Genomic DNA, 12,975 nt, shown 5'->3' with positions numbered 1-12,975 from the left:
CGGGGGCCGCCGCCGAACCGGAGCCGCGCCCTGCGCGGCTCCGGCGCCTGCCGCGCCGCCGGTGAGGGTCAGCGGCTCGTGGCCCTGGGCCAGAAGAGGTCCAGCCAGACGAGGGTGTCCCGCATGACGTAGTGGTCGGCGTGGGGGCGCAGTGCGGAGAGCAGGAAGGACCGGGCGCCCTCGGAGGGCACGCCCAGGACGGTGAACCGGGGGTCCGGCGTGCCGTCGGGGTCGACCGGGTGGAACTCGGGCGTCAGGTCGAGCCCGCCCGGCAGGAAGTCCTCGCCGTCCGCCGACGGGTTGCGCCACAACCGCACCAGGCCCCGGTCGAGCAGGTTGCGGTAGAGCGGCAGGGCGTCGAGCCGCGGGTCGAAGCCGTGCATCCGGGCCTCGACCAGGACGTCGACCGGGCGGGACAGGCCGGTGTGCGGGCCCTCGACCACGCTCTTGCCGGTGGCTCCGTCGAGCCGGACCCGGGCCCCGGGTCCCGCGCCGACGTCCAGCAGCCCGCAGTCGATCAGGGCGGCCATCTTCGCCATGATCTCGGGGGCCGCGCCGTTCGCGAGCCGGTTGTGGTGGCGTACGTAGTGCCGCAGGAAGTGGCGCTGGGAGGCGGCGGTCAGTCCCGCGTGGTCCACCGCGTACGAGATGACCTGGCGCAGGTCGCGCCAGACGCCGTCTGAGGCCGCCTTGTGGGGGTTCGCGAGGTTGCCCTGACGGGCCCACAGCTGGTCGCGGGCCATGAACGTCCGGACGGACGCGCGGAACTCCTCGGGACTCGCGCCGGGCGGGACCGGGGCGACGGCCCGGTGCCAGTCGAAGCGGTTGCCGTGCAGGTACGTCTCCAGGCCCCAGGCCGAGTCGAGGGCGTCGGTGACCGTGCCGGGCGGCAGCGACCGGTCGACGCAGCGGCGGACCCCGGCCTCGGCGGAGGGGCCGTACACGGTCCGGGTCCAGTGCAGCAGGACCTCGCGGACCGGCCAGGTGACCGCTGCCTGGGCGGTGAACAGCGCGCACTTGCCGCGCAGTACGCCCTCCAGCACGTCGGCGATCTCGTCCACCGCACGCTCCAGCGGGGCGAGGAGGTGGCCGGGCCCGTCGGCGGGCGTGCCCGTCACGAAGGCCAGGTAGGCCGGGAGCGCGCGCTGGGTCAGCAGCAGGGCCGCGGCCGGGCCGAAGAGCGTGACGTAGTGCAGGTGGGCCATCTCCAGGACGATCAGCGGCAGCAGGTCGCGCTCGAAGTCGAGCTGCGCCCGCCCCGGCCCGTCGCCGGACGGGGCCCGGCCGACGTGGGCCCGCAGCTGGTCGACCGCCCCGGTCGTCAGGAAGGTGCCGGGGTGGTCGCCGGATCCGTCGCTGGGCTTGTGGTTGTCGGGGCGGGCGAAGGTGAACAGCCCGGAGCCGCTGAAGGCCACGACGGCCGCCGGTTCCCGGCCGGAGCGCCGGTAGACCAGGGCGGGGCCGTCCTCGTGGAAGGAGCCGCCGCGCCCTTCGGTGAGGTGGAGGATCGTGTCGATGGCGGTGAGTCCCATGCCGGCGCAGCCGACGACCGTGTCGGGTCCGCAGCTGCCGGCGTCGAGCCGGTCCTCCAGCGGGTACGGGTGCGGCACGTGGCGGGTCCCGCCGCCGGTGGCGGGACCCGCCGAGCGCCGCGGATCGTGGTACGAGTGCCCCGTGAGCAGCAACACCTCGTCCGCGGTGCGGCGTTCGCCGTCGGCGGTGACGACCTCCAGCCGGCGGTCCGCGGCGGGGGCGATGTCCACGACCTCCGCGTGGTGCAGGTGCAGTGCGGCGCCCGGGTGGCGGCGCAGGTCCGCGGCGAAGGTCTCGAACATGTCGCGCAGGGCCAGTCCGTGGACGTAGCGCTTGGGCCAGTCCTCCGGCCCCAGGTCCAGGTCCGGGTCTCCGGTCTCCGCGAAGCGGCGCCGGCACCACTCGTGCAGGGTGGGCCGCTCGGCCGGCGGGCGCAGCGGGCCGGCGCCGGTCACCGTCTCGTCGGCGGCGAAGCCCACCTGGGCGCCGATCCGGTTGAGGTAGCTCGTCCGCGCCTGGTCCGGGCTGTGCGCCCGGCCCGCGCCGAACGCGCCGGTGCGCTCGTAGAGGTGGACCTCCAGCCGGTGCCCCTCCCCGAGCCGGTCGATCGTCGCCGAGAGCCTCTCCAGGGCGTACGTGGCCCTGGGCCCGCCCCCCACCACGGCGAGCCGGTAGGGCTCGGCCGTGGCCGCGGGTCGGCCGGATGCGTCAGCTCGGGGGGTGGTCACGGGCACCTCATTCAGTGGTCGCAGCGGCTGGGCCGTCTCCGGGCCCGGCGGGATCCGGACGGGACGGCCCGGGGTGTGTCAGGCCCGGGTCGGCAGGGTGCGGGCGAGGGCGGCGAGGAAGCGGTCGATGTCGGTCTCCGTCATCCGGCCCATGGTCGAGAGCCGGAAGAAGTCGGCCGCCAGCTGTTCCTGGGCGCTGTAGATGACGAACCCCTCCGCGCGCAGCCCGCGGTGCAGTTCGCGGTAGCCGATGCCGGCCGGGATCCGGACGGCGGTGAGCGAGGCGGCCCGCTGCCCGGGCGGCAGGAGGATCTCCAGGCCGAGTTCCTCCAGGCCGTCGCGCAGCCGCCCCGCCAGGGCCGAGTAGCGGGCGTGGCGGGCCTCGCGGCCCTCGGCCAGGGCCAGGTCGAGGGCCTCGTCGAAGGCGTAGAAGGCGGGGATGCCGGGGGTGAACGCCGGTGCCTGCGCCTTCTCCTGGGCCGTGTAGTGGCGGTGCAGGTCGAGGTAGTAGCTGCGCCGCGGGGCGCCGGCCAGTCCTTCGAAGGCGGTCCTGGCCGCGCTGACGAATCCGAGGCCGGGGGCGCCTTCCAGGCACTTGTTGGCGGAGCCCGCGAGCCAGTCGATGCCGTCCTCGGCCAGCGCGATGTGTTCCGCTCCGATGCTGCTGACGGCGTCCACGACGACCTCGCGGCCGTGGGCGTGCGCGATCCGGGCCACCGCGGCCACGTCGTTGAGCATGCCGCTGCTGGTCTCGTGGTGGACCACCGCGACGTGGGTCAGGCCCTGGTCGGCGGCCAGGGCCCGCTCGACGGCCGCCGGGTCCACGGGTGTGGCCCAGCCCAGTTCGAGGCGGTGGGTGCGGATGCCGTGGGCGTCCGCGATGTGCTGGAACCGTTCGCCGTAGTGGCCGTTGTCGACGACGAGGAGGGCGCCGTCGCGGGGCACGGCCGAGCTGACGGCGGCCTCGACGGCGGCGGTGCCCGAGCCGGTGAGGACGACCGAGGTGTGCCGCTCGTCGCCGCCCGCGGCGAGGGTGGTCTTGTGCCGGACGCGGGTGAGCAGGTCGGAGAACTCCGGTTCGCGGTGGCACATGTCGGGGCCGGCGAGCGCCGCGCGCACCCGGTCGTCGGTGATGACGGGGCCGGGGTTCATGAGGACCAGGCGCTCCGGGCGCGGTGGCGTGCTGTCGTTCATCGGGCGATCGCTTCCTTGAATCGGGCCGCCGAGGCGGGCGGGGCGAGGGCCGGGCGGCCCAGGTTCGGGTCGGATCCCGGGGCGATCCGTACGCGGACCAGTTGGGCTCCGCCGTCCCGCTGGGCGCTCAGCACGGCGGCGCGCAGGGCGTCCGCGTCCGCGACGTCGTGGGTGGCGCGGTATCCGCAGGCCTCGGCGATCGCCCCGAAGTCCACCCCGGCGGAGGCGGTGGGCTGGCCGCCGGTGGATTCGTAGGACTCGTTGTCCAGCAGGATGTGGCACAGGTCGGTGTCGCACCGGCGGCCGATGGTCGCCATCGCCTCGAGCCGCATGAGGGCGGCGCCGTCGCCGTCGAGGACGGCGACCCGGCGGTGCGGGGCGTACATCGCGACGCCGAGGGCCACGCTGGAGGCGCAGCCCATGGAGCCGACGACGTACAGGTTCTCGGGGCGGTCCCGGTCGCGCTCCAGCTCCCGGGCCGTCTTGCCGGTGGTCGCGACGAGCAGGGTGTGCGGGTCCATGGCGGAGACGATGTGGCCGATCGCCTCGGCGCGCTTCATGAGTTGCGGGCCGGGGACGGTGGACCGGACGCCGCCGGGTGCGCCGTAGGGGGCGATGGCGCCCTTGGGCACGATGAACGCGAACGGCAGTCCCGTGGCGGCCATGTGCGCGGCGGCCGCCTCGAGGCGCTGCGCGAGCAGGGCGGGGTCGGCCGGGAGCACCTCGTTGCGCACGCCCATGGCGGTCAGCAGGTCCGGGGTGATCCGGCCCATCAGCTCGTGCTGCGGCTCGTCGGTGTGGCCGGGGCGGCCGCGCCAGGTGACCAGGAGCAGGACCGGCAGGCGCAGGGTGTGGCAGAGGGAGGTCAGCGGGTTGACGGTGTTGCCCAGTCCCGAGTTCTGCAGGATGACCACCGGGCGGCGGCCGGCGAGGTGGGCGCCGGCGGCGAGGGCGACGGCCTCGCCCTCGTTGGCGGCGATGACGTACTCCTGCGGGTGCTCGGCCTCCAGGCAGGAGATGACCGGGCCGAGGAAGGAGCAGGGCACGCCGGTGAACGGCCCGTGCCCGTGCTCCTGGAGCAGTTCGACCAGGGTGCGCGCCTCGAGGACCCGCGGGGGCGCCGACGTGGCCGTCGTGGCCTCCGTGGTCGCCGTGTTCGGCGCGCTCACTGGCCGCTCTCCCGGGTGGCGAACAGCTCGGTGGCGCGGGCGAGGTCCTGCGGGGTCCGCAGTTCCAGCCAGCCGGAGCCGATCTCGACCGCCCGCACCCGGTGTCCGGCGGCGAGCAGGTCGACGAGCAGGTCGGCCAGGGTCGCCTCGCGGCCGTTGGCGCGGCGCTTCTCGGCGACCTGGCGCAGCGCGCCGAAGCCCTCGGCGGAGAAGACGGCGGCGCCGGCGAACTCGCCGTCCGCCTCGGCTGCGACGGCGGCGAGGACCCCGCTGCCCGAGGCGGCGCCGATCCGGCGGCCGTCCCGGGCGACGGAGTCCAGGGCCAGCGGCAGCGCGTCGGCACGGCGCCGCGCACCGGGGCCGTCGGACACGTCGACGAGGACGGCGATGTCGCCGCCCGCGGCGACCAGTCGGCGCAGCGGCTCGCCCTCGACGAAGACGTCGCCGGTGACGACGACCGTGCCGCTCAGGAAGTCGTCGTCCAGCGCCAGTACGGCGCCGGCGGCATCCAGGTGGGAGGGCAGCAGCGTCACGTCCTGCGGGACCTGCCCGTGGTCGTCGCCCGTGCCTGCCTCGGCCGGCGCCTCTGACACCGCCTGCACCGCCGACACCGCCGACACCGACTCGATGTCCGCCCGGCGCAGCGCGGTGCTCTGCTCGGCCAGCAGGCCGGCGGCGGGCGCGGTGGGCAGGCCCGGGACGATGAGGGAGCGGGCCCGGCTCGCGTACGGGGTGATGTACTCGGCCTCGTGCCGCTTCTGGAGGGACATCCCCTGGAGGTCGAACACGGTGGCCAGGGGGGCGATCCGGTCCTCGATGCCGGTCGTGCGGTCGTCGCGCAGGATCGCCTCGAAGGTGTCGGTGACGGCGGCGATGCCCGCGCGCAGACCGTGGTTGGCGTAGATGACCATCTTGGCGCCGGCCTCGGCCAGTTCGGTGGCGGTGATGGTGTGGTAGGTCGTGGGGACCACGACGACCGGAGTCGGCAGGGTCCAGCGCTCCAGGAAGCGCAGCACCGGTTCCGGCGAGCTGCCCTTGGCGTGGATCAGCACCGCGTCGGCGCCGGCCGCCGCGTACGCCTCGCCGCGGCGCAGGGCCTCGTCCATGCCCCAGCCGGCGATGAGGGCCTCGATCCGGGCGATGACCATCAGGTCGGGCGTGGTCTGGGCGGCCTTGGCGGCGCGCAGCTTTCCGCAGAACTCGGCGATCGGGGCCAGTTCCTGACGGCCGGGGATGAAGCTGTTGACCTTCGGGAAGCGCTTGTCCTCGATGGAGACGCCGGCGATGCCGGCCGCCTCGTAGCGCCGGATCATGTTCATGACGTTGTGGGCGTTGCCGTAGCCGGCGTCGCAGTCGGCCACCACGGGGACCTCGACCGCGGCCGCCAAGGACCCTGCGGTGGCGAGCAGTTCGCTCATGGTCAGGATGTCGGTGTCGGGCACGCCCTGAGAGGCCGACACCTCCAGGCCGCTCGACCAGACGCCGTCGAAGCCGGCGCGCTCGGCGAGGCGCGCACCGAGCGGGTTGTGCGCGCCGATGATGCGTACCGTGCCGGGGCGGGCGAACAGTGCGCGGAGCCGCTGGGCTCCGGACGTCCGGTGGTCCGCGCGTGCCTCTGTCGTCCCAGTAGTCATGCCGATTCTCCTGTTGTCCGCATTTGTGCGTGAGGGGCGCAGCATCATCGGGGCGGCCCACATAATGCAATTGCCGGGAATTCAATGAGTGGGGCTGAAAAGGCGGTCCGGATTTCCGGTCCGGCGCTCCGCGCATTCACACCCCGGGTCATACGGTGACCGCTGTGATCACCAGGCCGTCGGCCACCAGCCAGCGGCCGTCGAAATGCCGTACGGTACGGCCGCCGGCCACCGGTCCGGGAACGAGCAGGCGGGCCCGGAACCGGCCCTCGCCCTCGCCCGTGGCCGTGGCCGGGCCCGGTTCCGGACGGAACCGGAGCTCGGCCTGGGTGAAGTCGAGCCAGCGCCCGGTGAGCGGGAACCACGCCTTGTAGACGGACTCCTTGGCGCTGAACAGGACGGTGTCCCAGTGCAGCCCGGGCCGGGATCCGCCCAGCTCCCGCAGCTGCCCGCGCTCGTGCGGGAGCGTCACCGCCTCCAGGACTCCCGCGGGCAGCGGAACGTGCGGTTCGGCGTCGATGCCGAGTCCGGCCAGCTCCGCGGACCGGGCGGCGGCGGCCGCCCGGTAGCCCGCGCAGTGGGTGATGGCGCCGACCGCCCCGGCGGGCCACAGCGGTTCCCCCGAGCCGCCCACGGGCACCGGCCCGGCGGGCACGCCCAGGCGTTCCAGTGCCCGGTGGGCGCAGTGCCGTCCGGTGCCGAAGACGCGGCGGCGGCTCTCGGAGGCCCCCGCCACGGCGGCCAGTTCCACCGGGTGGAGGCGGGCGTCGGGTACGTCCGCGTACTCCTCCGCACCGGCCGCCCCGGCGGGCAGGATCCGCTCGATCACCGGTCGTGCCCTTCGCCGGTCCCCGGGGGCACGGCCTTGCCGGGCCCCGCGAAGAGGCCGGCGACGGCGCCCAGGGCGGCCACCGCCGCGGTCGCCAGCAGGGCCTGCTGCATGCCCTCCAGGAACACCGCCTGCCCGATCCGGGTCAGCGTGGCCTGCGCCGCGCCGACCGCGCCGGCATCCGGTGCGAGACCCACGGCCACCGTGCGGACCGCCTCGTCCAGGGCGCCGGGCTCCAGCACGACGCCCTCCGCGGCGAGGCGGCCGGGCAGCGCGGACGCGGCGTGGGCCGCGACCAGTGCGCCCACGACGGCGGTGCCCAGGCTGCCGCCCACCTGCATGGACGTCTGCTGCATCCCGCCGGCCACACCGGACAGTTCCACCGGTGCGCTGCTGATGACGAGCTTGGTGGCGCCGACCATCACCGGGCTGAAGCCGAGCCCGAGGAGGAAGAAGCACAGGGTCGTCTGCAGGGTCCCGGACTCGGCATCGAGCCGGGACAGGGCGCACATGGCCGTGGCCGTGACGAGCAGTCCGACCACGACCGGGGCGCGCGGGCCGGACCGGCTGATCCACATGGCCGCGGGCGGTGCGCCCACGATCATCAGCAGGGTCAGGCCCAGGACCCGGATCCCCGAATCGGTGGGCGACAGCCCGAGCACGTTCTGCAAGTAGAAGATCAGGACGAACGGGGCGCCGAACATCACGAACGACATGGCGAGCATGGTCAGGACGCCCACCGTGAACCGCACCGACCGGAAGATCCGCGGCGGCACCAGCGGATCCGGGGCCCGCCGCTGCCACCGGACGAAGAAGGCGCCGAGCAGCAGCGCGGCGGCCAGCAGGGCCGTGGTCCGGGCATCGGGCCGGCCCCGGTCGGCGACCGTGGCCAGGCCCCCGACGAACAGGCAGAGCGCGCCGCCGAGGACGACCATGCCCAGCAGGTCCAACCGGCCGGACCGGCCGCCCTCGGCCCGCGCGTCGTGCAGGACGACGACGCCCAGCACCAGGGCGAGGGCGCCCAGCGGCACGTTGAGGAAGAACACCCAGCTCCACGTCGCGTGTTCGACCAGCAGGCCGCCCACGACCGGGCCGGCCGCGGTCGAGGCCGCGATGACCGCGCTGCGCACCGCGATCGGCATGTTGAGCTTCTCGGCCGGGAAGGCCGTGCGCAGCAGGCCGAGGGTGGCCGGCTGCATCAGCGCACCGAACACGCCCTGCAGTACGCGCAGTCCGATCACCCAGCCCAGGCTGCCGCAGGCGCCGATGGCCACCGAGGTCGCCGTGAAGCCCGCGGCGCCGATGAGGAAGACGGTGCGGTGGCCGTAGCGGTCCCCGAGCCGGCCCGCGGCGATCAGCAGGGCGGCGACGGCGAGCAGGTAGCCGTTCGTCACCCACTGGATGCCGGTCAGGCTCGCCCCGAGGTCGGCCTGCATGGCCGGCTGGGCGACGGTGACGATGGTCCCGTCGAGCGAGACCATCATGGCCCCGACCGACAGGGTCAGCAGGGTCAGCCAGGGGTGGCCCCGCACTCCCCGGCGCGCCGGGGCGGGCGGGCGGCCCTGCTCCCCGGCGGCCGCGGTGTGTCCGGTCGCCCCGCTCATGTAAGGAGCTCACCCGGCTGCCTCGCCGCCGCCGGGCCGGACGTCGCTCCGGACGCCGCTCCGGAGCCGTCGCCGTCGTCCGCGGGCTTCCAGCCGGGCGGGCCGAAGACGTAGCCGAGCTTGTGGCGCAGCGTGCGGGCCCCGCGTACGTCGCGGAACATGTTGCCGAACTCGTGGACCTGGATCTTCCAGATGGAGAAGGTCTCGATCTGCTTGGTCAGGCCGTAGGTGGGGCGCTGCACCTCGGGCTGGAAGGTGCCGAAGATGCGGTCCCAGAAGATCAGGATGCTGCCGAAGTTCTTGTCCAGGTACTCCGGGTCGTTGCCGTGGTGCACCCGGTGGTGCGAGGGCGTCACGAAGATGTACTCGATGGGGCGCGGCAGCTTGCCGATCTTCTCGGTGTGCGCGAAGAGCCCGTACACGAGGTGGGCCGAGTGCATCGTGAACACCAGCGCGGGGTGCACGCCCAGGAGGGGCAGCGGCAGCCAGATCATCTTCTCGAACCACTGGGCCCACTTGCGGCGCAGGGCGGTCGAGAGGTTGAAGTACTGGCTGGAGTGGTGCACCTGGTGACCGGCCCAGATGAGCCGGATGCCGTGCGCGGCGCGGTGGTACCAGTAGAGGAGGAACTCCACTCCGAAGAAGAGGACCACCCACGTGGTCCACGACGTGGACGACAGGTGCCAGGGCGCCACGTACTCGTAGACCAGCAGGTACAGCGCGAGCGCCACGGTCCGCAGCAGGGTGGACGAGAGCAGCGCGCCGAAGCCCGTGAGGATGCTCGCCCGGTGGTCCCGGAGGTCGTAACCGGGCCGCTCGTCGTGGTCGTCGCCGAACTTGATCGCCAGCATCTCGATCACGATCAGCAGGGCCATGGCGGGCAGGGCGTAGACCGCTGGATCGTGCAGCCGGTCCAGGACCTTATCGAGCATCGGTCTCTCTCCTTGGTTTCGACTTCCGCAATAGCCTAAAGACGCTCCCTAAAAGCCTCCCTAAAGCCGTCCTTAACTTCCGCCTGCACGCCGGCGGCGGGCAGTCGGGCGGAACTGTTTAAGTCTCGTTTTAGCCGCCGCCCGGTACGCTCGCCGTCGGCTCGGCAAAATCCCGAAGATCATGCGGGAAAAAATCCGGCCGCGCGTCGATCGAAATCACCATTTCCCGGTCGTCGCCCTTTCGAACGAATCCAGGAACGGGGAGCGGATGAGCGGGAGTCGTGTGCAGGTCCGCCTGGAGCGGCCCGCCCGGGACACGGGCGCCGTGCGCGTGCTCGCCCTGCACGGACTGGCCGCGAGCGGGACCAGCTGGCGGCCGTACGCAGAACTCGCCTCACCGGATGTGGAGTTGTGGACGGCCGAGCTGCCCTGGGGCGCGGCGGGCCCGACGGACTGGAGCCGGCACGGCGACCCCGGCGAGTGGATCGGCGCCGCACTGGCCGCGGTCCCGGGCGGCGCCGACGTCGTCCTCGCGCACTCCTTCTCCGCCGTCCTCGCCGTGCGGTACCTGGCCGGCATCCCGCAGGTCGAACAGCCCCGCGCGCTGGTCGCCGTATCGCCCTTCCACCGCGCGGACCCGGCCGACTTCCACTGGGACGACGCCGCCCACTACCTCGGCATCTTCCAGGAGGCCTTCGAGGAGGCGGTGCGGATCGCTTCGGTGCGCGAACTCGCCCCGCAGACGCGCCGGGACATGGCCGTCCTCGTGCGCAACCGCGTCGGCCCGTACGGGTGGCTCAGGTTCTGGGAGAGCTACCTGCGCACCCCCTCCGTCGACACCCGGGCCCTCGGCCTGCCGGTGCTCGTCGTGGCCGGGGAGGACGACCGCCTGGCCCCGCCGCGCGACGCCGCCGTACTGGCGGCGGCCCTGCCGCAGGGGCAGCTCGAACTGCTGCCGGGCTGCGGCCACTTCCCGATGGCCGAGCAGCCGCGGCTGTTCGCCGACACGGTCCGCCGGCTGATCGCCGAACGCATCGCGACGCCGTCCGCGGCCGCCACGAGAGTGAGTTGACCCTTGTCCCCCTCCTCACCCACCACCCCCACCACCCCCGATGTCTTCGTGACCGGAATCGGCGCGATCAGCTGTCTCGGCGGCAGCGCGAGCGAGTTCTGGACCGGGCTGAAGGCCGCCGCGGCCACCGCGCGGCCCACTCCCGTGCCGGGCCTCACCGAGCGGGTGCCGGACGTCCTCGCGTACCAGGTCGCCGACGGGGCGACCGGCTCGGCCGGCCCGGCCGGCGTCGGCGCGCGCGCCGACCTGGGCCGCGCCGCGGGCTTCGCGCTCGCCGCCGCCCGCGAGGCGGTCGCGGACGCGGGCCTGGGGTCGCGCGAGCTCGCGGGGGCGGCCGTGGTGATCGGCACCGCGGTCGGCGAGAGCGGCGGCCGCGAGAGCGGGGACCGGGACGGGAGCACCAGTGCCGGGAGCACCGGTGACGGCGGCGGCGACGGCGGCGACGGCGGCTGGGAGCCGATGTTCTCCGTCGCCGCGTCGGTCGGCGGCGAACTCGGCACGTTCGGCACCAACATCAGCGTCAGCAACGCCTGCGCCGCCAGCGGGTACGCGCTGTCCGTCGCCGTGGACCTGATCCGCCGCGGCGAGGCGGACACCGTCCTGCTGGGCGGCGCCGAGGGCATCTCCTGGGTACCGCTCGCGAGCTTCAGCCGCCTCGGCGCCGCCGACCCCGAGACCTGCCGTCCCTTCGACGCCGAACGCCGGGGAACCGTCTTCGGCGAGGGAGCCGCCGTGCTGGTCCTCCAGTCGGCGCGGGCCGCGGCCGGCCGCCGTACGTACGGCAGGGTGCTCGGCACCGCCTGGAGCTGCGACGCCCACCACCCCACCGCACCCGATCCGGGCGGCGAGCAGCTGGTACGGGTCGCCCGCGCGGCCCTGGACGAGGCGGCGCGCGGACCCGGCGACATCGGCTGCGTCATCCCGCACGGCACCGGCACCCGGCAGAACGACGTGATCGAGCACCAGGTGCTGCACGAGGTCCTCGGCGAACACGCCGCGCGGACCCCGCTGTTCAGCCTGAAGGCCTTCATCGGGCACACCGCCGGGGCCGCCGCCGCCTTCGCCGCCGTGTCCGCCGCCCTGATGGCCCGGCACGGGGAGATCCCGGCGAACGTCCCGCTGGCCCACCCGGACCCCGGGTGCCCGGTCCTCCTGCCGCAGGACGGACCGACCGCACTGGAGCGGCCGAACGTGCTGGTCAACGCGTACGCGTTCGGCGGGAGCAACTTCACGATGGTGTTCGGGGGCGAGGCACGGTGACGGCGAGCGCGGCGAGGACGACGAGCGTGCCGGTGCCGGTGCCGCCGCCGCTGCCGCTGCCGGTCGCGGTGGCCGAGGCCGTCGTGCACGGCGCGGGCCTGGTGCTGCCGCCGGACGGGACCGACCCCGGGGCACCCTGGTTCGACCACCGCGCACGGCTGGGCCGGGGTCACAAGTACCTGCCGCCCGCCTGCCAGTACCTGCTCGCGGCCGCCCGCACCGCGCTGGCCGGCTCCGGTGCGGAGGCGGACCGGCACGCCCCCGAGCTCCGCGGCGCCGTCGTCGGGACCAACAGCGCCGTGGCGGCCCTGCACGCCGACATCGAGGAGACGGTCCGCCGGGAGGGGGCCGGCGCGCTGAGCCCCATGGGCGTGCCGTACTTCTCGGTGAACCTCGTCGCCGCCCGCCTGTCGACCGAGCACCTGCTCAAGGGCTTCAACCTGACGGTGACCTCACCGCGGGTGGCCGGGATCGAGGCCCTGCACCTGGCCGCCCTCGAACTGGCCGCGGGCCGCGGCGCCGTGGCCCTGGCCGGGGCCGCCGAGGCCCCCGACCCGCGGGCCGGTGACGCCGCGCCGGAGGCGGGTGCCGCGCTGCTCGTGCTGCGCCCGGGCGGCGGCCCCGTACCGGCCGACGGGGCGGTGCTGCGGACCGTACTGCGCTTCGTCCCGCCGCCCGCGCTGGCCGCGGCGCAGGGCCGCGCGCTCGCGGAGGACTCCGTACGGCAGGCGCTGGACGCCCTCTGCGCGTCCGGTCCCGGCCCCCACGAGGTCGAGTTGCTGGCCGACCCCTCCCCCGTCGGCGATGCCGTCGCCCGTGCCCTGCGCGCCTGGTGCGCCGGGCGCGCGCCGGTCTCGACGGAGCACTCCGGGGCGCGTGCCGGGGCGCTCGCCCCGGTGGGCCGGCTGGCGGCGCGCCCCCTCCCGGCGGCCGGCGGCACCCGGCTGGTCGTCGCCGCATCCCGCGCGGGCACCGTGGCGCTGGCCTCGGTCCACACCCACCGACACACCAACTGAGAGG

At 74.7% G+C, this 12,975-nt stretch carries 10 protein-coding genes; 3 read left to right on the top strand and 7 right to left on the bottom strand.

Features of this window, described 5'->3' with window-relative positions:
* Positions 1–68 precede the first annotated feature (68 nt).
* The 7 genes from B6R96_RS20805 to B6R96_RS20775 all read right to left on the bottom strand — a co-directional run bounded on the left by B6R96_RS20805 (position 69) and on the right by B6R96_RS20775 (position 9,623).
* Positions 69–2,261: an FAD/NAD(P)-binding protein gene (locus B6R96_RS20805; RefSeq protein WP_081523204.1), complete on the bottom strand. Its 2,193-nt coding sequence runs from the start codon at positions 2,259–2,261 to the stop codon at positions 69–71.
* Positions 2,262–2,339: 78 nt separating this feature from the next.
* On the bottom strand, positions 2,340–3,455 hold the full coding sequence (locus B6R96_RS20800; protein WP_081523203.1) for a 2-aminoethylphosphonate aminotransferase: 1,116 nt from the start codon (positions 3,453–3,455) through the stop codon (positions 2,340–2,342).
* Entirely contained in the window at positions 3,452–4,624 is a 1,173-nt protein-coding gene (gene aepY, locus B6R96_RS20795) for a phosphonopyruvate decarboxylase (RefSeq protein WP_237291471.1), read from the bottom strand. Before aepY ends, B6R96_RS20800 begins: the two co-directional genes overlap by 4 nt.
* Positions 4,621–6,258: an isocitrate lyase/phosphoenolpyruvate mutase family protein gene (locus B6R96_RS38205; RefSeq protein ID WP_237291470.1), complete on the bottom strand. Its 1,638-nt coding sequence runs from the start codon at positions 6,256–6,258 to the stop codon at positions 4,621–4,623. Before B6R96_RS38205 ends, aepY begins: the two co-directional genes overlap by 4 nt.
* A gap of 148 nt (positions 6,259–6,406) precedes the next feature.
* Entirely contained in the window at positions 6,407–7,087 is a 681-nt protein-coding gene (locus B6R96_RS20785) for a 4'-phosphopantetheinyl transferase family protein (RefSeq protein WP_081523202.1), read from the bottom strand.
* Positions 7,084–8,691: an MFS transporter gene (locus tag B6R96_RS20780; protein WP_081523201.1), complete on the bottom strand. Its 1,608-nt coding sequence runs from the start codon at positions 8,689–8,691 to the stop codon at positions 7,084–7,086. The genes B6R96_RS20785 and B6R96_RS20780 overlap by 4 nt, the downstream gene beginning before the upstream one ends.
* Entirely contained in the window at positions 8,688–9,623 is a 936-nt protein-coding gene (locus B6R96_RS20775; protein ID WP_053701801.1) for a sterol desaturase family protein, read from the bottom strand. Before B6R96_RS20775 ends, B6R96_RS20780 begins: the two co-directional genes overlap by 4 nt.
* 268 nt (positions 9,624–9,891) lie before the next feature.
* Between B6R96_RS20775 and B6R96_RS20770 the strand changes: the two genes are divergently transcribed.
* Genes B6R96_RS20770 through B6R96_RS20760 form a run of 3 tightly spaced genes read left to right on the top strand, consistent with a single transcriptional unit; the run spans position 9,892 to position 12,971 of the window.
* A complete protein-coding gene (locus tag B6R96_RS20770) occupies positions 9,892–10,695 on the top strand; it encodes an alpha/beta fold hydrolase (RefSeq protein ID WP_159396353.1) in 804 nt (267 codons plus the stop codon).
* A gap of 3 nt (positions 10,696–10,698) precedes the next feature.
* On the top strand, positions 10,699–11,955 hold the full coding sequence (locus tag B6R96_RS20765) for a beta-ketoacyl-[acyl-carrier-protein] synthase family protein (RefSeq protein WP_081523199.1): 1,257 nt from the start codon (positions 10,699–10,701) through the stop codon (positions 11,953–11,955).
* 26 nt (positions 11,956–11,981) lie between these two features.
* The gene (locus tag B6R96_RS20760) at positions 11,982–12,971 is read left to right on the top strand and encodes a beta-ketoacyl synthase N-terminal-like domain-containing protein (protein WP_081523198.1); all 990 of its coding nucleotides are present in this window, start codon (positions 11,982–11,984) and stop codon (positions 12,969–12,971) included.
* Positions 12,972–12,975 lie beyond the last annotated feature (4 nt).

It is taken from the genome of Streptomyces sp. Sge12 (assembly GCF_002080455.1).
GTDB lineage: Bacteria > Actinomycetota > Actinomycetes > Streptomycetales > Streptomycetaceae > Streptomyces.
This window is presented reverse-complemented; position numbering and strand designations above follow the sequence as displayed.

What these genes read in the sequence shown, in the direction of transcription:
- B6R96_RS38205 (WP_237291470.1), bottom strand. Translation starts at nt 6,258, where the DNA reads ATGACTACTGGGACGACAGAGGCACGCGCGGACCACCGGACGTCCGGA.
- B6R96_RS20780 (WP_081523201.1), bottom strand. Translation starts at nt 8,691, where the DNA reads ATGAGCGGGGCGACCGGACACACCGCGGCCGCCGGGGAGCAGGGCCGC.
- B6R96_RS20800 (WP_081523203.1), bottom strand. Translation starts at nt 3,455, where the DNA reads ATGAACGACAGCACGCCACCGCGCCCGGAGCGCCTGGTCCTCATGAAC.
- B6R96_RS20775 (WP_053701801.1), bottom strand. Translation starts at nt 9,623, where the DNA reads ATGCTCGATAAGGTCCTGGACCGGCTGCACGATCCAGCGGTCTACGCC.
- B6R96_RS20770 (WP_159396353.1), top strand. Translation starts at nt 9,892, where the DNA reads ATGAGCGGGAGTCGTGTGCAGGTCCGCCTGGAGCGGCCCGCCCGGGAC.